This window comes from Mesorhizobium sp. BR1-1-6, from assembly GCF_020165355.1.
GTDB lineage: Bacteria > Pseudomonadota > Alphaproteobacteria > Rhizobiales > Rhizobiaceae > Mesorhizobium.
This window is the reverse complement of the sequence record NZ_JAIUHZ010000007.1, coordinates 189,193-211,534: the sequence shown is the minus strand read 5'-3', so window position 1 is coordinate 211,534 and position 22,342 is coordinate 189,193. Positions and strand designations below refer to the sequence as shown.

The following is a 22,342-nucleotide window of genomic DNA, read 5'->3' as shown; positions in this document are numbered from 1 at the left end:
CCGGGCAAACGAATGCGGTTGGCTCAGAAGCGTTTCGCGTTCTCTGCTGACAATTCGTCCGGCGCGTCCCTGCAACCCCGTCAAAACCGGCGCCGATCAGTGGATCGGCACCAGTCCGGCCAGTGTGCGCATGTCGTCGAACAGGATGCCGCCGGCTCGCATCAAGCCGTCACGGTCGCTGTAGGGATCGCCATGATAGGAAAATACCCGCATGCCGGCGGCGATGCCGGCCTGCGTGCCGGCGACGCTGTCCTCGATGACGATGCAGTCGGCAGGCGCAAAGCCCATCGTCTTGGCCGCATGCAGGAAGAGGTCCGGAAACGGCTTGCCGCGCGCGACCATGGTCGAGGAAAACATCGCATGTTCGAACAGCGGCAGCAGGCCGGTCTGGCCAAGCGTGATGTGCATTTTCGACACCCTGGCCGAGGTGGCGACGCAATAGGCGATGCCGGCCGCGCGGACAGCCTCGACGAACTCCCGGACATAGGGAATCGCCTCGACCCCATGGGCGAACAGGTCCGGCAGCCCTGCATTCCAGCGCTCGACGAAGTCTGCGCCGAGCCTGACGCTGGTCTCTTCTTCGATCTGCTTCTGCACTGAGACCATGCTGCGGCCGGAGAAGTTCTTGCGGCAATATTCAAAGCTGGTGGGATACCCGGCTTCGCTCAGCCATTCGGCGAGACGCCGGTTGGCCAGGTTCTCGGTATCGACCAGAATTCCGTCGCAGTCGAAGATGACAAGTTTCGGTATGTTCATCAGGCCGTGCCGGTCGAGCCGAACCCGCCCGAACCGCGCGCCGTGCCGCCGGCCAGGTCGCGCTCTTCGACGCCCGCCTGCGTCACCGCGGCGAACACCATCTGGGCGATGCGCATGCCGCGCGTCACCGCAAAATCCTCGTCGCCGAGATTGACCAGCAGCACTTTCACCTCGCCGCGATAGTCGCTGTCGATCGTGCCCGGCGTGTTGAGGACGGTCAGCCCGTGTTTGAAGGCAAGGCCGGAGCGCGGCCGCACCTGGCCTTCCATGCCTTCGGGGATTTCCAGGATCAGTCCGGTCGGCACCAGCGCACGTTTTCCCGGCAGGATCAGCAGCGGCCGATCGTCGGGCACCGCCGCGCGCAGGTCCATGCCGGCGGCGCCGGGGCTTTCATAGGCAGGGAGGGGGAGTCCTTCCGCATGCGGTAACCTTACGAAGCCGACGGTCGGACCGATGACGGAGGAATTTTGGATGGCTGCGCGCATAAAATCGATCCTATCGGCGCGATTGCCGATTCGGTCAATTCGCCCGCGACCCTATCAACGGCTTTCTTTCGGGCATCACTATGGCCGGAGCCAATCCTTAGCGCATTTCCATCGGCACCACCGTCGTCTCCTTGATCTCCTCCATCACGAAGGACGCCGAAACGTCCGACAGCGCCACCTTGGCGATCAGCCGCTGGTAGAGCCGGTCATAGGCCTTCACGTCGGCGACGCGGGCGCGCAAGACATAGTCGAGGTCGCCGGACATGCGGTAGACTCCCGTGATCTCGGAAAACCCGGTCACCGCCGCCCGGAATTTCTGCAACCACTCGGGATCATGATTTGAGGTCCGAACCAGGATGAACACGGAGAGGCCGAGCCCGAGCTTCTCGGCATCGACCAACGCCACCCGGCCGGTGATGACGCCATCCTCCTCCAGCCGCTTGACGCGCCGCCAGCAGGCGTTGCGCGACAAGGCTACCCGTTCGGACAGCTGATCGACCGACAACGTGCCGTCGCGTTGCAATTCGGCGAGCAATTTCCGATCGATTTCGTCGATTTCGATGGCCATGTGGGATGTTTGTCCCACGAACAAGCAAAATACAAGGACATTTTGAGACCGATGAACCGACGAACCGTGCCAGGATACCCCATATCAGGAACTTTAAGCGCTGAAGGGAAGCAGCATGTCGGTCGCAAGGATTTTCACCTCCCATCCGGCCAAGGTCGGCGAAACCTATTTCGGTCACATGGCCTTTGCCGCCTGGTTTTCCTCGCGCCTGCTGACGGCCGCCGGGGCCGCCCTCGTTCACGCTTTCTTGCCATTTCTGTTCGAGACTACCGCCAGCCGAATCGTCCGCGAACTTTACGAGCGGACGCACAACAGAGGTTCGCACGCGGTCAAGGAGCCCAAGGCCCTTCCGGACCACGCCTAGGAACGGAAGAAGCGATGTGCCGGTGGGCGGCCTATCTCGGTGAAGCGGTCTTCCTCGAAGACATCCTCACGGCGCCCTGCCACTCGCTGATCGCCCAGAGCCATTGCGCCGAGGAAGCCAAGTCGCCGACCAATGGCGATGGTTTCGGCCTTGCCTGGTATGGCGACCGGTCCGAGCCCGGCCTCTACCGCGACATCCTGCCGGCCTGGTCCGATCCCAATCTGAAGAGCTTGTGCCGACAGATCAAATCCGGATTGTTTCTCGCCCATGTGCGCGCCTCGACCGGCGGCGCCACCAGCCGCATGAATTGCCATCCCTTCATCTCGGGCCCTTGGTCGTTCATGCACAACGGCCAGATCGGCGGCTTCGAGAAGATCCGCCGCGCGCTGGAAAATTCGCTGTCCGACGCCGTCTTCGACCAGCGCGAGGGCACCACCGATTCCGAGCTGTTTTTTCTCCTGATGATCGACGAAGGGTTGGCCGCCGATCCGAAAGGCGCCGTCGCCCGTGCCACCAGCCGCGTGCTGGAGGCTTCGCGGCGTGCCGGCATCGAGCCGGCGCTGAAGCTGACGGCCGCCTTTTCCGACGGGCAGGCCCTCCACGCGGTCCGCTACGCCACGGATGACCACGCGCCCACCCTCTATACCGCTGCCAAGGGCGGCGGCCGCTGCATCGTCTCCGAACCCTTCGACCGTGAAGGCGGCGACTGGCAGGCGATCCCGCCATCGAGCTTCGTCACCATGACCAGGGATGGCGTGAATATTCAGCCGTTTGCGCCGGCCCCGGCGAAGCTGGCGCTGGCCGGGTAGCCTCCTCGCGGCGCGAATTGCCGTAGAGAGCCGTCCACCAAGCTATTGAGCGAATCGATCCAACCCATAGGGCGCCAGCAATGGATCACGCTCGCCGTCGAGGATTTCGCGCGCGGCGAACAAGCCGACCGCCGGCGCCAGCGTGATGCCGGAATGCGTGACCGCGATATAGAGGCCGTCCATGCCCTCGGCGCGGCCGATGATCGGGAAGCCGTCGATCGGCGTCGGCCGGTAACCGAGCGTATGGAAATCGAGCTCCAGGCCGTCACCGCCGCGCAGCATGGCCTGCAGCGCCGCAAACAGCTCGCGCGCCGTCGCCGCCGCATCCATCCCCGGATCGGCACCGCCGAAATCTGATCCGGCGATGATGCGGCCTTGCGCCGTCTGGCGCATGTGCAGCCGCTCGGTCAGCACCAGCCCGTTGAGCAATTTTTTGTAAGGCCGCGAATGGACGATCAGGCCGGGCGGCATTTCGATCGGTAGCCTTATGCCGGCCGTCGCGGCAATCTCTGGCGAGCCGACGCCAGCCGCGATCACCACCTCGTCGGCGGCGAGCAGGCCATGGGCGGTGTCCACGCCCGTCGTCCTGCCCCCGGTCTGAACAAGCGCTGTAACCGTGCTGGAGACGAAGCGCGCACCGCGCCGTTCGGCGTCGGCCAGCAGCGCGTTCGTCGCTGCGACCGGCTCGGCGACACCCTCCTCGGCGACATGTAAGGCAAAGTCGGGAAGCTCGGCGAGATTGGGCTCGATGCCGACCGCGCCGGCGCGGTCGACCCGCCTGATGCCATAACCCCAGGACGAATGCTCCGCCGCATAGGCCTCCAATTTGTCCGCCGGCAAGTCCCAGCACAGCCCGCCGCACCAGGCGAGCGGAAGGCCGGGCAGGTCCTGCGCCAGCCGCGACCATTCCGCCATGGAGCGGATGCGCAGCCGGAAATACGGTTCCGGATTGCCCCAGCTGGCATTTATCCAGGCAAACGAGTTCGGCGTCGCCACGCCGCCGGCAGCGCTGTCGGCAATGACCGTCACCTGCGCGCCCGCCTTGGCCAGGTGCCAGGCGATCGAGGCGCCGATGATGCCGGCGCCGATGACGATCACTTTCTTGCTCATGCAGGATCTCCATCGAACAGGTCTTCTGATGCCATCGCGTCGTCCCTATCTCAAGAGCCGGCGGACCGATCCGGGCAAATCTGTTCGACAGGCCGGGAAAGCGCTGCTAGAAGCCCGCGCCACAGACAGGATTTCATAAATTGGCTGAAGACATCGAACAGGCGGTATCGCGCCGCCGTACTTTCGCGATCATCGCCCACCCGGACGCCGGCAAGACGACGCTCACCGAAAAGCTGCTGCTGTTCGGTGGCGCCATCCAGCTTGCCGGTGAGGTCAAGGCCAAGAAGGACCGCATCCAGACCCGGTCGGACTGGATGAAGATCGAGCGCGAACGCGGCATTTCGGTCGTCACCTCGGTGATGACGTTCGAGTATGAGGACAACGTCTTCAATCTGCTCGACACGCCCGGCCACGAGGATTTCGCCGACGACACCTACCGCACGCTGTCGGCGGTCGACTCGGCGGTCATGGTCATCGACGCCGCCAAGGGCATCGAACCGCGCACGCTGAAGCTGTTCGAGGTCTGTCGGCTGCGCGACATCCCGATCATCACCTTCGTCAACAAGATGGACCGCGAGAGCCGCGATCCCTTCGAGATACTGGACGAAATCGAGCAGAAGCTGGCGCTCGATACCGCGCCCATCACCTGGCCGATCGGCCGCGGCAGGACGTTTTCGGGCACTTACCACCTGGCGCTGAACGCCGTGCGCAAAGGCGACGACGAGAAGGAACGCACGCCGGTCAATGGTCCGGATTCCAACCGCGTCGCCGGCCTGTTGCCGGAAAACGAGCGCGAGGCCTTCATCGAAGAGCTGGAGCTCGCGCGAGAAGCCTGCAGGCCCCTTGATATCGACGCTTTCCGTGAGGGCCATCTAACGCCGGTCTATTTCGGCTCGGCGCTGCGCAATTACGGCGTGCGCGACCTGATCGAGGCGCTCGGCGCTTTCGGGCCGCCGCCGCGCGCGCAGGATGCCGACATCCGGACGGTGGAGGCGACCGAGGACAAGATGACCTCCTTCGTTTTCAAGATCCAGGCCAATATGGATCCCAACCACCGCGACCGCATAGCCTTCGTGCGCGTCTGCTCGGGCAAGCTGGAGCGCGGCATGAAGGCCAAGCTGGTGCGCACCGGTAAGCCGATGAGCCTGTCGGCGCCGCAATTCTTCTTCGCCCGCACCCGCGTCACCGCCGACGAGGCCTTTGCCGGCGACGTTGTCGGCATCCCCAACCACGGCACGTTGCGCATCGGCGACACGCTGACCGAGGGTGAGGAAATCCTCTTCCGCGGCGTGCCGAACTTCGCCCCGGAAATCCTGCGTCGTGTGCGGCTCGGTGATGCGATGAAGGCCAAGAAGCTGAAGGAGGCGCTGCACCAGATGGCGGAGGAGGGCGTCGTGCAGCTGTTTTCGCCGGAAGACGGCTCGCCGGCCATCGTCGGCGTCGTCGGTGCGCTGCAGCTCGACGTGCTGAAGGAGCGGCTGAACTTCGAATACACACTGCCGGTCGAATTCGAGATGTCGCGTTTTTCGGTCTGCCGCTGGATATCGGCCGACGACAAGACGGAAGTGCAGCGCTTCATCGAAGCCCATCGCGGCGACATCGCCCGCGACCTCGACAACGACCCGGTGTTCCTCGCCCAGCACGCCTTCTCGCTGAACTACGAAGCCGAGCGCTGGAAAGCGATCCGCTTCGCCACGATCAAGGACTATCAGGCCCGCGACAAGGCGGCTTGAGGGGCGGTCTTCCCTTCTCCCCGTTCACGGGAGAAGGTGCCCGAAGGGCGGATGAGGGGCAGCGCCGGCCTCAAAAGTCAATGGACAGCCCTGCCCTTCGCAGGCTCAGGGCGTTCGAAGCTCGGAAAAGCCAATCAATTGGCTTTCCGTCCGCTTACGCGGACCACTTCTCACCCCTTCGCCGCCTCTTCGATCTTGGCGATGTCGATCTTGCCCATCTTCATCATCGCACTCATCACCCGGCCGGCCTTTTCCCGGTCCGGATCCTGGAGCAGGCGCGGCAGCTGTTCCGGCACGACTTGCCAGGAGACGCCGAACTTGTCCTTCAGCCAGCTGCACGGGCCGGGCTCGCCGCCCTCGGTGAGCCTCTCCCAGAAATAGTCGACCTCTTCCTGCGTCTTGCAGTCGATCGACTGCGACATCGCCTCGTTGAACTTGAATTGCGGTCCGCCGTTGAGCGCCTGGAACGGTACGCCGTCGAGCTCGAACGTGGTCAGCAGCACTTTGCCTTCATCGGCGTGGCCCTTGGGCCAACGCATGACGCTCAGCACCTTCGAATTCTTGAAGATGGAGACATAGTGGTTCATCGCCTCTTCGGCCTGTCCATCGAACCACAGGCAGGTGGTGATCTTTTGCATGTCGTGCTCCTCGGTTGCTTCTTGCTGCTACAATGGAACGGCTGTCTGAGAAAATGGTCCCACTCCCTTGCCGTTGATCTAAGGACGGGCGTCCGGCAGGCGATCCGACACGGGAGGCGATCTTTTTCGCAAACTCTGAATTTTTCTGGAGAATCTGGCGCATTGCAAAAATGTGGCCAGACAATAATTGCCGGTCTATAACGCCTGCGATCCATATTCAGGGCCGCGACGCTCCGCATCGGGCGCAGCCAGCCAGCTAAGGAAAGTTCATGCCTGCCTATCGCTCCCGCACCACCACCCATGGCCGCAACATGGCCGGCGCCCGCGGCCTCTGGCGCGCCACCGGCATGAAGGACAGCGATTTCGGCAAGCCGATCATCGCCGTGGTCAACTCCTTTACCCAGTTCGTGCCGGGCCACGTCCACCTGAAGGATCTCGGCCAGCTGGTCGCGCGCGAGATCGAGAAGGCCGGCGGCGTCGCCAAGGAATTCAACACCATCGCCGTCGATGACGGCATCGCGATGGGCCATGACGGCATGCTCTATTCGCTGCCGTCGCGCGAGCTGATCGCCGATTCCGTCGAGTACATGGTCAACGCCCACTGCGCCGACGCCATGGTCTGTATCTCCAATTGCGACAAGATCACGCCCGGCATGCTGATGGCCTCGCTGCGCCTCAACATCCCGACCGTCTTCGTCTCCGGCGGGCCGATGGAAGCGGGCAAGGTGGTGCTCGCCGGAAAGGCGCAGGCGCTCGACCTGGTCGACGCCATGGTCGCCGCCGCCGACGACAAGATTTCCGACGAGGACGTCAAGGTCATCGAGCGCTCCGCCTGCCCGACCTGCGGTTCCTGCTCGGGCATGTTCACCGCCAATTCGATGAACTGCCTGACCGAAGCGCTCGGCCTGTCGCTGCCGGGCAACGGTTCGACACTGGCGACGCACGCCGACCGCAAGCGGCTGTTCGTCGAGGCCGGACACTTGATCGTCGATCTCGCCCAACGCTATTACGAGCAGGACGACGAGACGGCGCTGCCGCGCAGCATCGCTTCAAAGGGCGCGTTCGAGAACGCCATGACGCTCGACATCGCGATGGGTGGCTCGACCAACACCGTGCTGCACATCCTGGCCGCGGCGCATGAGGGTGAGGTCGACTTCACCATGGAGGATATCGACCGGCTGTCGCGGCGGGTGCCCGTGCTGTGCAAGGTGGCGCCGGCCAAGTCCGACGTGCACATGGAGGACGTCCACCGCGCCGGCGGCATCATGGCGATCCTCGGCCAGCTCGACCAAGCCGGACTGATCAACCGCGACCTGCCGACCGTGCACACATCAAGCCTCGGCGAGGCGCTCGATCATTGGGATATTTCGCGCACCTCAAGCCAGAACGTGCGAGATTTCTTCCTCGCCGCGCCCGGCGGCGTGCCGACGCAGGTCGCCTTCAGCCAGGATCGTCGCTGGGACGAGCTCGATCTGGACCGCGAGACGGGCGTTATCCGCTCGGCGAAGACGCCTTTTTCCAAAGACGGCGGCCTTGCCGTGCTCAAGGGCAACCTGGCGCTCGACGGCTGCATCGTGAAGACGGCCGGCGTCGACGAGTCGATCCTGAAATTCACCGGCCCGGCGCGGGTGTTCGAAAGCCAGGATGCCTCGGTCAAGGCGATCCTGTCGAATGAGATCAAGGCCGGCGACGTCGTCGTCATCCGCTATGAAGGACCGCGCGGCGGCCCCGGCATGCAGGAAATGCTCTATCCGACCAGCTATTTGAAATCGAAGGGCTTGGGCAAGGCTTGCGCGCTGATCACCGACGGGCGCTTCTCCGGCGGCACGTCGGGGCTCTCGATCGGCCATGTCTCGCCGGAAGCCGCCGAAGGCGGCACGATCGGGCTGGTGCGGGAAGGCGACACGATCGAGATCGACATCCCCAACCGCTCGATCCGCCTCGCCGTGAGCGATGAGGAGCTCGCCAGCCGCCGGGCGGCAATGGCGGCTAAGGGCGCTCTGGCGTGGAAGCCCGAAGAGAAGCGTAAGCGCAAGGTGACGACCGCATTGCGCGCCTACGCCGCCTTCGCCACCAGCGCCGACAAGGGTGCGGTGAGGCACGTTCCGGAGTAGGGCTCGAATCGGCCAGGTTCGTGCTGCCCCTCATTGTCCTGCCGGACATTTCTCCCCGTAAGTGACGGGGAGAAAGGGCTATAACCAAAGATTTCGCCAATTGTAGACGTTGCAAAAATGGCGGCGAGGTCGCAGCATCTCCCTTCTCCCCGTCTCTATACGGGGAGAAGATGCCGGCAGGCGGATGAGAGGCGGCGCCACGTGGCAAGATTTTTCGCCCGCCGCGATCACGGCGGCAGCCGACAGGTGCTGATTCTTCGGGGACGACACAGATGGATTTCGACCTTATCGTTCGCGGCGGCACATTGCCTGACGGCAGGGTTGCCGACATCGGCATCGTCGGCGAGACGATCGCGACGATCGAGCCGAAGCTCGATGGCAACGCCGGCACGACGATCGACGCGCGGGGCAATCTGGTCTCTGCGCCGTTAGTCGACCCGCACTTCCATATGGATGCGACGCTCTCCTACGGCATTCCGCGGATAAACGCCTCGGGCACGCTGCTCGAAGGCATTGCTCTGTGGGGCGAACTGAAGCCGCTCCTGACGCATGAGGCGGTGCGCGATCGCGCGCTCGCCTATTGCGACTGGGCGGTGTCGATGGGATTGCTCGCCATCCGCACCCATGTCGACGTTTGCGACGACAGGCTGCTGGCGGTCGAGGCGCTGCTCGATGTCAAGAAGACGGTGGCGCCCTATATCGACCTGCAATTGGTCGCCTTTCCGCAGGATGGGCTCTACCGCTCGCCCGGGGCACGGGAAAACACCATCCGCGCGCTGGATCTGGGCGTCGATGTCGTCGGCGGTATTCCGCATTTCGAGCGCACCATGGCCGACGGCACGCGTTCGGTGACCGAGCTTTGCGAGATCGCGGCAAAACGCGGCCTGATGGTCGACCTGCATTGCGACGAGACCGACGACCCGCTGTCGCGCCACATCGAGCAACTGGCCTATGAGACGCAGCGCCTCGGCCTTCAGGGCAAGGTGGCCGGCTCGCATCTCACCTCGATGCATTCGATGGACAATTACTACGTCTCGAAACTCCTGCCGCTGATTGCCGAGGCAGGCGTCTCCGCCATACCCAATCCTTTGATCAACATCATGCTGCAGGGGCGCCACGACGCGTTTCCCAAGCGCCGCGGCATGACCCGGGTCAAGGAGATGCTGGCGCTGGGCATCCGCGTCGGGTGGGGCCAGGATTGCGTGCTCGATCCCTGGTATTCGCTGGGCACCGCCGACATGCTCGACGTCGCCTTCATGGGGCTTCACGTCGCCCAGATGTCGAGCCCGGCCGACATGGCGCGCTGTTTCGACATGGTCACCAACGTCAATGCCGCCATCATGGGGCTCGATCATCTGGGCCTCGCCGTCGGCAAGCGCGCCAGCCTGGTCGTCCTCGACGCCGGCAATCCGGTCGAGGCCATTCGCCTGCGCCCCGAACGCATTTGCGTCATCGCCAGGGGCAAAGTGGTGGCGGAACGAACCAGGCAGGACACCAGGCTTGCCATCCCCGGCAGGCCGGCATTGGTGAACCGGCGGCACGTATCGTCCTAGACCCAGCCGATTTCCGGCGCTGGCCTTGCCGATTCCCGGATTTCTCCTCGTCAAAACGGCCGCTTCCGTCTACGACGCGGCCTGGACAGGCAAGGGATCGGCATGACGCAACCCGTGGCGCAGAATACCACAATCAGGAACGTGCTTCTGGCCGGCATTCTGCTGATGCTGGCCGGCGACTTCCTGTTTGCGCTCAACGACGCCATGGGCAAATGGCTGGTCGCCAGCTTTTCCGTCGGCCAGGTGGTTCTGATCAGGTCGATCGGCGCGTTTTTCGTGCTCGGTCCGATGATCGCCCACCAGGGCGCCGCCAAGCTGTTCCGCATGGAAAGGCCCGAATTGCAGGTCCTGCGCGTCATCATGACCACGCTCGATACCGGGCTCTTCTATGCCGCCGTCGTCTATCTGCCGCTTGCGGATGTGATGAGCTTCTATATGGCCGGGCCGATCTATGTGGCGGCACTCTCGCATCTCCTGCTTGGCGAGAAGGTCGGCTGGCGCCGCTGGATGGCGATCCTGCTCGGCTTCTGCGGCGTGCTGATCATGCTCAAGCCCTCCTCGGCGGCTTTCTCGCTGTCGTCGGGCTTCGCGCTGGCGGGCAGCATTGCCTTCGCTTTCGCCATCATCCTCAACCGGCGCTTGCGCGGCACCAGCGACACCAATCTGGTGACATGGCAGACCATCGGCACGCTGCTGGTCGGCGGCGCCCTGACCATCGGCGCCTGGCACACGCCGTCGGCGCTCGATTTCGGCGCCATGCTGCTGCTCGGCATCGTCTCCTGCGGTGCCCATCTGATGATCACGCGGGCGCTCAAGCTGGCCCCGGCCTCGACGCTGGCGCCGCTGCACTACACGCTGCTTCTATGGGCGGTGGTCTTCGGGCTGGCGTTCTTCGGCGACGTTCCCGGCCCGCGCATCCTCATCGGCTCGGTCATCGTCGTGCTGGCCGGCTTGTTCATCTTCCATCGCCAGAAGGTGGTCGACACGACGGTGCCGCCTGAAAACGTGCCGAAGGGCGTGAATTAGCCCTCGCGGATCGCCGCCAGGTGCCGTGAAAATTCCGGCGTCTCCATCAGCGCCTTGCAGCGCGCGAAGCGGCCGTCGGCATAGGCCCGAAAATCGTCGACGGGATTGTCGTTGGCGAGCTGGATCAGTCCCCACAGTGTCCACAACAGGTCGCACATCCCCTTGTAGATGACGATGCGGCCGCGCTCCGCCGGTTTCGCCTCGCCGCCGAAATAGGCGCGCATCATCTCCTCGTCCTGCGCGGCATCGAACTTGCCTTCGACGGAGAGGTCGCCAAGATCCCAGAGCGGATCGTTCATTCCTGAATATTCCCAGTCGACGATCCACATCCTGTCACCCGCATCGATAAAATTCTCGCACAGCGGGTCGCAATGACAGGCGACGACGGGCAGCGGGTGGGCCGACAGCGCCGCGCGCACGCCACCGGCCTCGCGCACCACGTCGTGATAGCCGGCGGGCAGGGCGACCTCCTTGGTCGACAGCACCTTCAGATAGTCATCGATCATCGCGAACAGTTCGAAACGGAACGGAAACACCGCACCGGACGAATGCAGCTTGCGGAAGGCCTCTCCCGCACGCGCCGGGCTGCCCGGCCGAACCCTGAATTTTTCCGGCGACATGGTTACGGCGCCGGCGATGAAGCGCGTCACCATCACGCCGGTGCCCGGATCGACATGCAGCACCTCGGGGCTGACGCCTGCCTTAGCCGCCTCGCGCGCCGCCACCGCCTCATTGGCGCGGTTGATATATTCCTCGGTGCCTTTGCCTGGAATGCGCAGGCAGAAGTCCCCGGCCTTGAAAACCAGGTTGGTGAGGCCGCCAAGCCGTTCCAGCGTCCCGTTATAGCCGGCCAGCATGGGAATGGCGGCAAGTTTTGTCCGTGCCTCGTCCATTGTCATGCCCGCTCCCCCGCTGTTATTTGTCGCAGAGACGGTTCCACAAAATTCGTGCTTTGGCTATCATCCGTGCGAGACCAATTTAGGGCATGGCGGACAGGACGAAAGTGACCGACAGCAAGCATAAGGGCGCGCTTGGCGCTGCCTACGCGGCCAAGCGCCCGGAAGACGTGGCGGCGCTCTATGACCGTTGGTCGCAGACCTACGACAGCGACATGTCGGCCGCCGGCTATCGCCATCCCACCATCTGCCTGGCCTTGCTGGCAAGGCATCTGCCGCGTGGCTCGGCACCGCTGCTCGATGCCGGGGCCGGCACCGGGCTCATCGGCGAATGGCTCGACATTGCCGGCTATCCCGAGGTCGAGGCGCTCGACATCTCGCAAGGCATGCTGGATCAGGCAGAGCGCAAGGGCGTCTATTCGGCCCTGCATTGCCTGGCGCTTGGCGGGCCGCTGCCCTTTGCCGACAATGCCTATGCCGGGGTGATCTCGGCCGGCGTCTTTACCTCGGGCCATGTCGGTGCCGAAGGGCTGGACGAACTGATCCGCATCTGCCGGCCGGGCGGCGTGATCGTGCTGACGGTCAAGAACACGATCTGGGATCTGGGCTTTAACGCGCGGGTCGCGGAGCTGGAGGCGCAGGGGCTGGTCACCCGCATCGAGGAAACGCGCCCGTACGTCTCGATGCCGGGCGAGGCCGACACGGTGCCCAGCCGCTGCCTCGCCTTGCGTGTGAACTGATCAGGCTTTGATCCTGTTCCCGGCCGGATCATACATCGGCTCGAGATGGATCTTTGCCGGCGTGCGCTGCATCGCCACGACCAGCTCATAGCGGCCCGAGGCGAGAAAATCGTCGCTCACGCCGTCGGCATTGCGCACATAGCCGTAGCCGATGTTCTTCTCCACGGTGTAGCCATAGCCGCCGCTGCTGAGATAGCCGACCGGCTCGCCATTGCGCAGGATCGTCTCGCGCCCGACGAGCACGATGTCCTGATCGTCGACCGTGAAGCCGGCGAAACGCTTCTTCAATGGCCCGCCAGTGATTTTCTCCAAGGCGCGCCGCCCTACGAAATCCGTGTTCTTGCGAAGCTTCACCGCCCAGCCGAGGCCGGCTTCCAGCGGCGTGTCGTTGGGGGTGATATCGGAGCCCCAGGCGCGATAGCCCTTTTCCAGTCGCAGCGATTCCAGGGCCCGGTAGCCGACCGGGCGGATATCATGTTGCTTGCCTGCCGACATCAACGCGTCGAAGATCTCGCCGGTTGCGGAGATCGGCACGTGCAGCTCCCAGCCGAGTTCCCCGACATAGGTGACGCGCAACGCCCGCACGGTGTGGCCGGCAACGACAATCTCGCGGGCATGGCCGAATGGGAAACCGCTGTTGGAAACGTCGGCATCGGTCACGCCGGCCAGCACTTCGCGGGCGCGCGGTCCCATCAGCGACAGCGTGCCGAAATCCTCGGTGACGTCGGTGAGCGTGATGTCGAGCTCCTTTTCGACATGGTCGCTGATCCAGGACAGGTCATGGGTGCGGAAGCCCGTGCCGGTAACGATATAGAACCTGTCCTCGCCGAACCGCGACACGGTGAGATCGGCCTCTATGCCGCCGCGCGTGTTGAGAAGCTGCGTATAGGTCAGCCGGCCGGCCGGCTTGTTGACGTCATTGGCGCAAATCCAGTCCAGCGCCTTCGGCGCGTCGGGCCCGGTCAGCTCGTATTTGGCGAAGGACGACTGGTCGAAGATGCCGACCTTCTCGCGCACATGGCGATGTTCGTCGCCGACGGCTGAAAACCAATTCTGCCGGCCCATGGAATAGACGTCACGCGGCTCGACGCCTTCGGGGGCGAACCAGTTCGGCCGCTCCCAGCCGAGCTTCGAACCGAACACGGCGCGATGCTGTTTCAGCCTGTTGTACAGCGGCGAAACGATGCGCGGCCTGCCGGAGAGATACTCCTCATGTGGAAAGCCGATCGTGTAGTGCTTGCCATAGGCTTCCAGCGTGCGCTCGCGGACCCAATGCCGGTCGCGGTGCAGGCTGGAAAAGCGCCTGATGTCGACGACCCACAGATCGAACGGCGCCTCGCCATCGACCACCCATTGCGCCAGCACCCAGCCGGCGCCGCCGCCCGAAGCGATGCCGAAGGCGTTGAAGCCGGCGCCGACGAACATGTTGGCGCATTCGGGCGCCACGCCGAGGATGAAATTGCCGTCCGGCGTGAAACTCTCGGCCCCGTTGATCATCTGCTTGACGCCGACGGTTTCCAGCGCCGGCACGCGCGCGATCGCCTGGCTCATATGCTGTTCGAAATGATCATAGTCGTCGTCGAACAGCCGGAACTCCCAGTCATTGGGCACGTCGCCTCCGGGGAGATCTGTCGTCCAGGCCTGCGGGTTTGGCTCATAGCCGCCCATCACCAGCCCGCCGACCTCTTCCTTGAAATAGGTGCGCCGGTCCGGGTCGCGGATGGTCGGGACATCGGTCGCCAGCCCGTCGATCTTCTCGGTGACGATAAACTGGTGCTTCACCGGCTGCAGCGGCACGTTGATGCCGGCCATGGCGCCAACCTGCCGTGCCCATTGTCCTGCGCAGTTCACCACCTTGTCGCAGGCGATGTCGCCCATGTTGGTCTTCACCGCAATGATGCGGCCGCCTTTGATCTCGAAGCCGGTGACGCGCACTTCCTCGTAAAGCCTTGCGCCATGCATGCGCGCGCCCTTGGCCAGCGACTGGGTGACGTCGGATGGGCTCGCCTGACCGTCGGTCGGCAGCCAGGAAGCGCCGACGAGATCGCCGGTTTCCATCAGCGGCCACATGTTCTTGACCTCTGCCGGCGACAGCAACTCCATGTCCATGCCAAAGCTCTTCGCTGTCGTCGCCAGCCTCTCGTACTCGGTCCAGCGGTCGGCATTGGTGGCAAGGCGCAGGCACCCGCTCATCTTCCAGCCGGTGGCAAGGCCGGTCTCGGCCTCCAGGCCCTTGTAGAGGTTGACCGAATATTTGAGCACGCGGGTGATCGAGGCCGACGAGCGCAGCTGCCCGACCAGGCCGGCGGCGTGCCAGGTCGAGCCCGAGGTCAGCTTGCCCTGTTCGAGCAGCACCACATCTGCCTTGTGGTCGCGGGCCAGATGGTAGGCCGTCGAGCAGCCGATAATGCCGCCGCCGATGACGACGATCGCTGCCTGGGTTGGCAAGGTCATGAATTCAGGTCCCGTATTTTGTCCGGTAGTTTTCCAGCGCGGCATCGAGCCGCGTCAGGTTCTCTTCCGTGTAGGCGACGTAGTCGATGCCGGGCACGTCGAGGTAGAGTTCCGAAACCATGCTCCACATCGCCTCGCGCAGCAGCGAGGCGCATTGCATGGCCGCATGCGAGCGGCGGATCGCCTCGTCCGGCTCCTTCATGAAATAAGCGGTCAGGAAGGCGAAGGATTCCTCGTCGCTCATGCCGGCGTTCGAGGCGACGCCGGCAAGGTCGAACATCGCGGTATTGAAGCCGGCATATTCGAAGTCGATCAGCCATAGCCTGCTGCCGTCGTCGAGAATATTCGCCGGCAAAAGATCATTGTGGCCGAACACGATCGGCAGCAGTTTCTGGGCGCGTTCGAGCTCGTCGGCCAGCATCAGCAGACGCGGCAGGTCGCTCGCCTTGCGGCTGCCGGCGTCCTCCAGCGTGCGCGCATAGTCGCGGATGACGTGGAACACCCAGAACATGAAGCCGGCACCGGAGACGTGGTTGGGCATCTCACGGTGGAAGCCGCGCATCAGGGCGGCGACACGGCCGAGATTGGCGCGCACGTCCTCAGCCAGACAGGTCTTGGCGCCGAGATACTCCGTCACGAGAATGCCGGGTTCGGCATGGCGGACCGCCGGCGCGAAACCGGCGGCATGCGCGGCGCGTGCGGTCATCACCTCACGCTCGCGAAAGACGTGGTGGAAGGGATAGTCCCTGCCGAAACGCACGACATGCCTCCCGGCCGCGTCCTTAACCCGATAATTGGCATTGCTCAGCCCGCCGGGCAGCGGCTCGATCTCGACGCTGCCTGTCCAGCAAGGCAGGGCGCGGATGCGGTCCTCGGCCGTCATGAATTCGCCCTTCGTCCGGCAAGGCGCCGACGGGGCGGCACCACCGTGGCGACCCGCCGTTTGTCCGGACGCTCGTTCTGGCAAAGACCTCGCCGGCGCGGCATTCGGGATCGGTATCCCGCGCCGCACCGACGAGCCCCACGTGCCGGGCTCTTCGAGGCCGGCATCCGCCCCCGCGGATGAGAAAATTCTTCCAGTCGCCCTCGCGTCAGGCAGTTTCCAGACCTTGGGGCACACAAATTCGGATCAGGCTCCGCTATCGCTTTTCCGTGGCAGTGCGAGCCTGACACGGCATCAGTGTCACGCCGGGTAAGCCACGTTGTCAACGAGATTCTGTGGCTTTTTCTGCTTTCCTGCCCGTATTCTTTCGAGATTCCTTGTAATATGCGGCAGATTTGCCATAGAAGCGGTCACTGCATCATGGCGCGACTGGAAATGACCCGATGAGCCATTCCAAGCGGCACGGCGAAATCCTGCGGTTTCTGCAGGAGGAAGGCACCGTCACCATCGCCAGCCTGGCCGACCGGCTAGGCGTCTCGCTGGAAACCGTTCGCCGCGACGTCAAGCCCCTCACCAGCGACGGCTCGCTCCTGAAGATGCATGGCGCCGTCGGCCTGCCGTCGACGATCGGCGAAGCGCCGTTCGAACGGCGCATGCGCGAGAACGCCGAGGCCAAGCGCCTCATCGCCCGCATGGTCGCCGCCACCATCCGCGACGGCGAATCGATCATGCTCGACACGGGAACGACCACCTCGTTCCTGGCGCGTGAACTGCTCGGCCATCGGCGGCTGACGGTCGTCACCAACTCATCCGACATCGCCCGCACGCTGGCCACCGTCAACGGCAACAAGGTCTACATGGCCGGCGGTGAGCTGCGCAGCGATTCCGGCGCCGCCTTCGGCGCCTCGGCCATCGACTTCGTCAGCCGCTTCTCGGTCAGCCATGCGGTGATCTCGACGGGTGCCGTCGATGCGGTGACGGGTGTCATGGATTACGATCTCGACGAGGCCGAGTTCGCCCGCATGGTGCTGTCGCGCGGCCAGCGTTCGCTCGTCGTCACCGATCATTCCAAGTTCGGGCGCCAAGGCCTGGTCCAGGTCTGCGGCTTCGATGGCTTTTCCGAGCTCGCCACCGACCGGCCGCCGCCGCGCGACATCGCTGCTGGCCTGGCGCAGGCCGGCGCGCGGCTCAGCGTCGCGGGCGAGGCAGCCTGAGCTAACCGAATACCAGCGACTGGTGGGCGCATATGCCGGCGAAGGCGCCGCCCGATACGGCGAAGGCGATGTTGTGCATCGCGCGTGACGCGTCCCCGGCGGCGTAGACGCCGGGAACCGTCGTCTGCTGCCTGTCATCGATTGATATCACCGGGCCAAGGGGACCGTCCGTGAAGCCGCAACCGAGCTGTTCGGCCACCGGGCTCGCCATTGTATTGCGCGGCGCGGTGAATATCGCGCGAACCCCCGCCTTTCGGCCGCCGTCGAGGATCACCGTCAAGCCGCCCGCGCCATCCTCCCGCAGTTCGGCGACCGCAGCGGGTTCGAACCTCACATTCTTGCCTTCAAGGACAGACATCTGTTCGGCATCGGGCTCGATCAGGCGATTGCCGAACAGCGTGACGTCGCCCCAGTCGGCGATCAACTGCGCCTGATGCAGGGACATGGGCCCGGTCGCCAGCACGCCAAGCGGCCCGCCGGAAACCTCGTAGCCGTGGCAATAGGGGCAGTGCAGCACGGTCTTGCCCCACTGCTCGGCAAGCCCGGGAACTTCCGGCAGGATGTCGCGCACGCCGGTGGCCAGAACCAGCCGCGCGGCGCCAAAGGTCTCGCCGCCCTCTGTGCTGATTTCGAAGTCGCTGCTGCTATTGGCGACCGCCTTGTCCGCACGTCCGTTGACAAGGCGAGCCGTCGGATAGGCTAGCAACTGCCGTCTTGCCTCCTCCAGGATGGCGCCTGGCGTGCGCCCGTCCTGGCCGAGGAAGCCGTGCGAATGCGCGGCGAACCGATTTCGGGGCTGGCCGGCGTCGATCACCAGGACGTTGCGCCGGGCCCGGGCCGCCTGGATGGCGGCGGACAAGCCGGCAAAGCTGCCGCCGACGACGGCAAGATCATACTGCATGGCTGGAGACTCCGATGAGGTCGTAACGGCGGCGGAAGTCGGAGGTCAGGTCGGCCAGCGTGATACGGCTGAGCTTCTCCGCCAGCAGCTTCTCCGCCGCGATCCGAAAATCGTCGAGGACGGCGATCACGGCCTGCTCGACAAGGCAGCCGGGGCTCTCCGGCTCGGTGCCGAACGGCAGCAGCGTCTCGCCAAGCGCGGCGCTGATTTCGGCCAGCGAGATCTCGTCGGGCGGGCGCCCGAGCAGCCAGCCGCCGCCATGTCCGCGTGAAGAGGTGACGATGCCGGCATCCCGCAACCCGGCGATGTTGCGGCGCACCACGACCGGATTGGTATGGATGAAGGTGGCAAGCTGCTCCGAGGTCAGCGCCCGCTCGGGCTTCTCGGCCATGTGGACCAGAATGTGCAAGGTGGAAGACAGCCGGCTGTTGCGTTTCATGTAACTTATTTAGTTACGATTCTGGGGCCGTCAAGTTGCCGATCCGTTCCACTTCCCAGCGTCGTCTCCGCCGTGTTTAGTCCGGGCCATGGCTTTCACCATCCGCCAGTTGCAGTTCTTCATCGCCGTCGCCGAGCAGGGCACGGTGTCGGGTGCCGCGCAGAACCTCTCCATTTCGCAATCCTCGGTCACCGAAGCGATCAAGGAGCTCGAAGGCGACCTCGGCGTCGAATTGTTCGACCGCCATCCGCGCGGCCTCAACATCACCCACAAGGGCCACCAGTTCCTGCGTCACGCCACCAAGATCCTGGCCGATGTGTCCGATGCGCGCCGCGCCTTCCTCGGCGAGCAGGCGACAGCGGGCGGCAGGCTGCAGCTCGGCGTCACCTCGCTGGTCGCCGGCTATGTGCTGTCGGACCTGCTTGCCCGCTACCGCCGTGCCTATCCCGGCGTCGAGGTCTCGGCAATCGAGGACAATGGCGACTATCTCGAGCATCTGCTGATCGGCGGCAAGCTGGACATCGCGGTCATGGTCACGTCCAATCTGCGCGACCGAACCGCGCTGCAATCCGAAATCCTCGAAGTCTCGGCTTACCGCCTGTGGCTGCCGCTCGGGCATCCGCTCGCCGGCGCCGACATCATCGGCATCGGCGACATCGCTTCGGAGCCGCTGATCATGCTGACCGTCGACGAGATCGAGGAGAACACCGGCAAGCTGCTGACGGCAATCGGCGCCAAGCCGCATGTCGCCTTCCGCACCCGTTCGGTCGAAGCGGTGCGCAGCCTTGTCGCCACCGGCGCGGGCGTGGCGCTGCTGCCCGACCTCGTCTACCGGCCGTGGTCGCTGGAAGGCGACCGCATCGAATCGCGCGACGTCTCCGGTGCCCTACCCGTCGTCCAGGTCGGGATGGTCTGGCGCCGCGGCTCCGGCCTGCCGCAGGCTGCGCGCGATTTCATCGGCCTGGCGCAGTCGCAGCGCATGGTTCGCCAGCGCCCCGACAAGAACGGCCGCTGATCTATCGGAAAAACCGATATCCCCCTTCTGATAAATGAATTTGCGAAACCGGGATTTTCACAGCAACTTCGCTTCAGGGAACAAGCCGCCGCCGAAGCGCGGGCCCTATCAATGGGAGATCGACGATGAATTCATTCCTGAAGTCATGCACTGCATTGACGGTCGCGCTGACCTTCTCCGGCCAGGCCATCGCTCAGGTCACGGAACTCGGCAAAGGTGAAGGCGAGGTCAATATCGTCGCCTGGCCGGGCTATATCGAGCGTGGCGAAACCGACAAGGGCTATGACTGGGTAACCGCCTTCGAGAAGGAAAGCGGCTGCAAGGTCAACGTCAAGACCGCCAACACGTCGGACGAGATGGTCTCGCTGATGAACGAGGGCGGCTTCGACCTCGTCACCGCTTCGGGCGATGCATCGCTGCGCCTCGTTGCCGGCAAGCGCGTGCAGCCGATCAATACCGATCTCATCCCGAGTTGGAAGACGGTCGACGACCGCATCAAGGACGCCCCCTGGTTCACCGTCGACAAGGTGCATTACGGCGTTCCCTACCAGTGGGGGCCGAACGTGCTGATGTACAATACCGATGTCTTCAAGGAAGCGCCCAAGAGCTGGAACATCGTCTTCGAGGAGATGAAGCTGCCGGACGGCAAGTCCAACAAGGGCCGCGTCCAGGCCTATGACGGCCCGATCCACATTGCCGATGCCGCCAACTACCTGATGTTTCACAAGCCGGAGCTCGGCATCAAGGACCCCTATGAGTTGAACGAGGACCAGTACAAGGCCGCGCTCGAGTTGCTGCGCGTCCAGCGCACGCTGGTCGGCCGCTACTGGCACGACGCCGCCATCCAGGTTGACGATTTCCAGAACGAAGGCGTGGTTGCCTCCGGTTCGTGGCCATACCAGGTCAACACGCTGGTCGCCGCCAAGAAGCCCGTTGCCTCGACCGTGCCGGAGGAAGGCGTCACCGGCTGGGCCGACACCACCATGATGGAGACCGACGCGGCGCACCCGAACTGCGCCTACATGTGGCTCGAACACTCGCTCTCGCCCAAGGTGCAGGGCGACGTCTCGGCCTGGTTCGGCTCGCTACCGGTCGTCCCCGCCGCCTGCAAGGGCAACGAGCTGCTGACCGACGAAGGCTGCAAGACCAACGGCTACGAAAATTTCGACAAGATCAAGTTCTGGAAGACGCCGGTGACCAAATGCGCCACCCAGAACGACCAGTGCGTGCCCTATTACCGCTGGGTGTCGGACTATATCGGCGTCATCGGCGGGCGGTGACCTAGCCTTACTTTGCCGAAGCCGGCGCCGCCCCTCACCCTTACCCTCTCCCCGTGAAGAACGGGGAGAGGGGATCGCCAGCGTTGGCGCGCGTCCCTTCCCCTGTCCTTCACGGGGAGAAGGTGCCGGCAGGCGGATGAGGGGCGGCGCCGCCTGAGATCGATGAGCCCGGCAGATCAGGACACTCCATGACCTCAGCCGTTTCCTTTCAAAAAGTCTCGCGCCATTTCGGCAGCGTGCGCGCCGTCGACACGGTCGACCTCGAAATCGTACCTGGCGAGTTCTTCGCCATGCTCGGGCCGTCCGGTTCCGGCAAGACGACCTGCCTGCGCCTCATTGCCGGTTTCGAGCAGCCGACGGCGGGTTCGATCTCGATCTTCGGCGAGCGCGCCGAGGGCGTTCCGCCTTTTCGCCGCAACGTCAACACTGTCTTCCAGGACTATGCGCTGTTCCCGCATCTCGATGTGCTCGACAATGTCGCCTACGGATTGATGGTCAAGGGCGTCGGCAAGGCCGGGCGGCACAAGGCAGCGGAAGAGGCGCTGTCGCTGGTCAGGCTGCCCGGCTACGGCGCCCGCCGCCCCGGCCAGCTTTCCGGCGGCCAGCGCCAGCGCGTCGCGCTGGCCCGCGCACTGGTCAACCAGCCCAAGGTGCTGCTGCTCGACGAGCCGCTCGGCGCGCTCGACCTCAAACTGCGCGAGAACATGCAGGAAGAGCTGAAGTCGCTGCAAAAGGCGCTCGGCATAACCTTCGTCTTCGTCACTCACGATCAGGGCGAGGCGCTGTCGATGGCCGATCGCGTCGCCGTCTTCAACGACGGCAGGATCATGCAGATCGGCACGCCGGAAGATATCTACCAGCGGCCGAGCACCCGCTTCGTCGCTGATTTCGTCGGTTCCTCCAACGTGCTGCCGCCGGATTTCGTCCAGCGCTATTGCGGCCAGCGCCGCTGGGGCAGCCTGCGACCCGAATCCATCCGCGTCGGCCGCGCGGCGAGCGGCGAGGGCGTCGCCGCGCGCCTCGTCTCAACTAACTATCTCGGGGCGACCACCAGGCTGGCGCTCGATGCCGACGGTCTGAAATTGCACGCCATCGTGCCTGCCGGCACGGCCTTGCCCAGGGAAGGCGAGGCGGTGGTGCTCACCTTCAACCGCGAGAGCCTGCATTTGATGGACGAGCCGGTGTGATGAAGGCTTGCGCGAAGCACCCCCCTCTGTCCTGCCGGACATCTCCCCCTCAAGGGGGGAGATTGGCTGCCCTTTCGGGTTTCGCCAATTTCCAACGTCGCAGAATTGGCGAGGCCGAGAAATTGCCAATCTCCCCCCGTGAGGGGGAGATGTCCGGCAGGACAGAGGGGGGCGACG

At 64.4% G+C, this 22,342-nt stretch carries 21 protein-coding genes; 11 read left to right on the top strand and 10 right to left on the bottom strand.

Annotation, left to right across the window (positions count from 1 at the left end):
• Positions 1–96: 96 nt before the first annotated feature.
• The 3 genes from LB545_RS16540 to LB545_RS16530 form a co-directional block, all read right to left on the bottom strand.
• Positions 97–756 (bottom strand): HAD family hydrolase, encoded by a 660-nt coding sequence (locus LB545_RS16540; protein ID WP_181167621.1) that lies wholly within the window; start codon positions 754–756, stop codon positions 97–99.
• On the bottom strand, positions 756–1,241 hold the full coding sequence (gene dut, locus LB545_RS16535; protein WP_140624875.1) for a dUTP diphosphatase: 486 nt from the start codon (positions 1,239–1,241) through the stop codon (positions 756–758). The genes LB545_RS16540 and dut overlap by 1 nt, the downstream gene beginning before the upstream one ends.
• A 97-nt stretch (positions 1,242–1,338) precedes the next feature.
• Positions 1,339–1,809 carry an Lrp/AsnC family transcriptional regulator gene (locus LB545_RS16530; protein WP_140817605.1) on the bottom strand — a complete coding sequence of 157 codons (471 nt, stop codon included), beginning with the start codon at positions 1,807–1,809 and terminating at the stop codon, positions 1,339–1,341.
• Positions 1,810–1,924: 115 nt separating this feature from the next.
• Here LB545_RS16530 and LB545_RS16525 point away from each other — a divergent pair, with 115 nt between their 5' ends.
• Positions 1,925–2,173, top strand: a complete 249-nt coding sequence (locus LB545_RS16525) for a DUF6356 family protein (RefSeq protein ID WP_140523640.1) — start codon at positions 1,925–1,927, stop codon at positions 2,171–2,173.
• Between the two features lie 14 nt (positions 2,174–2,187).
• Positions 2,188–2,982: a class II glutamine amidotransferase gene (locus tag LB545_RS16520; RefSeq protein ID WP_140817607.1), complete on the top strand. Its 795-nt coding sequence runs from the start codon at positions 2,188–2,190 to the stop codon at positions 2,980–2,982.
• Positions 2,983–3,024: 42 nt separating this feature from the next.
• On the opposite strand, the gene LB545_RS16515 is transcribed toward LB545_RS16520, so the two are convergent.
• Positions 3,025–4,092 (bottom strand): NAD(P)/FAD-dependent oxidoreductase, encoded by a 1,068-nt coding sequence (locus LB545_RS16515; RefSeq protein WP_224705478.1) that lies wholly within the window; start codon positions 4,090–4,092, stop codon positions 3,025–3,027.
• Positions 4,093–4,232: 140 nt separating this feature from the next.
• On the opposite strand from LB545_RS16515, the gene LB545_RS16510 reads away from it, so the two are divergent.
• Entirely contained in the window at positions 4,233–5,825 is a 1,593-nt protein-coding gene (locus tag LB545_RS16510) for a peptide chain release factor 3 (protein ID WP_224705477.1), read from the top strand.
• A 170-nt stretch (positions 5,826–5,995) separates the two neighbouring features.
• On the opposite strand, the gene LB545_RS16505 is transcribed toward LB545_RS16510, so the two are convergent.
• Positions 5,996–6,463, bottom strand: coding sequence for a VOC family protein (locus tag LB545_RS16505; RefSeq protein ID WP_140497085.1), 468 nt, complete (start codon positions 6,461–6,463; stop codon positions 5,996–5,998).
• Positions 6,464–6,732: 269 nt separating this feature from the next.
• Between LB545_RS16505 and ilvD the strand changes: the two genes are divergently transcribed.
• The 3 genes from ilvD to LB545_RS16490 all read left to right on the top strand — a co-directional run bounded on the left by ilvD (position 6,733) and on the right by LB545_RS16490 (position 11,156).
• Complete coding sequence (gene ilvD, locus LB545_RS16500; RefSeq protein WP_140559734.1) at positions 6,733–8,577, top strand: dihydroxy-acid dehydratase; 1,845 nt, start codon at positions 6,733–6,735, stop codon at positions 8,575–8,577.
• A gap of 272 nt (positions 8,578–8,849) precedes the next feature.
• On the top strand, positions 8,850–10,130 hold the full coding sequence (locus LB545_RS16495) for an amidohydrolase family protein (protein WP_224705475.1): 1,281 nt from the start codon (positions 8,850–8,852) through the stop codon (positions 10,128–10,130).
• Positions 10,131–10,232: 102 nt separating this feature from the next.
• Positions 10,233–11,156 carry a DMT family transporter gene (locus LB545_RS16490; RefSeq protein ID WP_140497079.1) on the top strand — a complete coding sequence of 308 codons (924 nt, stop codon included), beginning with the start codon at positions 10,233–10,235 and terminating at the stop codon, positions 11,154–11,156.
• Here LB545_RS16490 and LB545_RS16485 read toward each other — a convergent pair.
• Entirely contained in the window at positions 11,153–12,055 is a 903-nt protein-coding gene (locus LB545_RS16485; RefSeq protein ID WP_140497077.1) for a phosphotransferase family protein, read from the bottom strand. The genes LB545_RS16490 and LB545_RS16485 overlap by 4 nt on opposite strands.
• 104 nt (positions 12,056–12,159) lie before the next feature.
• On the opposite strand from LB545_RS16485, the gene LB545_RS16480 reads away from it, so the two are divergent.
• The gene (locus LB545_RS16480) at positions 12,160–12,792 is read left to right on the top strand and encodes a class I SAM-dependent DNA methyltransferase (RefSeq protein WP_181165288.1); all 633 of its coding nucleotides are present in this window, start codon (positions 12,160–12,162) and stop codon (positions 12,790–12,792) included.
• Here LB545_RS16480 and LB545_RS16475 read toward each other — a convergent pair whose 3' ends face one another.
• Positions 12,793–15,246 (bottom strand): FAD-dependent oxidoreductase, encoded by a 2,454-nt coding sequence (locus LB545_RS16475; protein ID WP_140624872.1) that lies wholly within the window; start codon positions 15,244–15,246, stop codon positions 12,793–12,795.
• A gap of 4 nt (positions 15,247–15,250) precedes the next feature.
• Complete coding sequence (locus LB545_RS16470; protein ID WP_140497071.1) at positions 15,251–16,129, bottom strand: phosphotransferase family protein; 879 nt, start codon at positions 16,127–16,129, stop codon at positions 15,251–15,253.
• Positions 16,130–16,572: 443 nt separating this feature from the next.
• Between LB545_RS16470 and LB545_RS16465 the strand changes: the two genes are divergently transcribed.
• Positions 16,573–17,343 carry a DeoR/GlpR family DNA-binding transcription regulator gene (locus LB545_RS16465; RefSeq protein ID WP_140497069.1) on the top strand — a complete coding sequence of 257 codons (771 nt, stop codon included), beginning with the start codon at positions 16,573–16,575 and terminating at the stop codon, positions 17,341–17,343.
• 1 nt (position 17,344) lies between these two features.
• Here the strand turns inward: LB545_RS16465 and LB545_RS16460 are convergent, their stop codons facing one another.
• Together LB545_RS16460 and LB545_RS16455 are read right to left on the bottom strand one after the other, a co-directional pair.
• On the bottom strand, positions 17,345–18,244 hold the full coding sequence (locus tag LB545_RS16460; protein ID WP_140497066.1) for an NAD(P)/FAD-dependent oxidoreductase: 900 nt from the start codon (positions 18,242–18,244) through the stop codon (positions 17,345–17,347).
• Complete coding sequence (locus tag LB545_RS16455) at positions 18,234–18,683, bottom strand: RrF2 family transcriptional regulator (protein WP_224705473.1); 450 nt, start codon at positions 18,681–18,683, stop codon at positions 18,234–18,236. The genes LB545_RS16460 and LB545_RS16455 overlap by 11 nt, the downstream gene beginning before the upstream one ends.
• 88 nt (positions 18,684–18,771) lie before the next feature.
• Here LB545_RS16455 and LB545_RS16450 point away from each other — a divergent pair, with 88 nt between their 5' ends.
• The 3 genes from LB545_RS16450 (at position 18,772) to LB545_RS16440 (ending at position 22,165) form a co-directional block, all read left to right on the top strand.
• Entirely contained in the window at positions 18,772–19,698 is a 927-nt protein-coding gene (locus LB545_RS16450; RefSeq protein WP_027023699.1) for a LysR substrate-binding domain-containing protein, read from the top strand.
• A gap of 125 nt (positions 19,699–19,823) precedes the next feature.
• Positions 19,824–20,978 (top strand): ABC transporter substrate-binding protein, encoded by a 1,155-nt coding sequence (locus LB545_RS16445; RefSeq protein WP_140497062.1) that lies wholly within the window; start codon positions 19,824–19,826, stop codon positions 20,976–20,978.
• Positions 20,979–21,166: 188 nt separating this feature from the next.
• The gene (locus LB545_RS16440) at positions 21,167–22,165 is read left to right on the top strand and encodes an ABC transporter ATP-binding protein (RefSeq protein WP_140497060.1); all 999 of its coding nucleotides are present in this window, start codon (positions 21,167–21,169) and stop codon (positions 22,163–22,165) included.
• Positions 22,166–22,342: the final 177 nt, after the last annotated feature.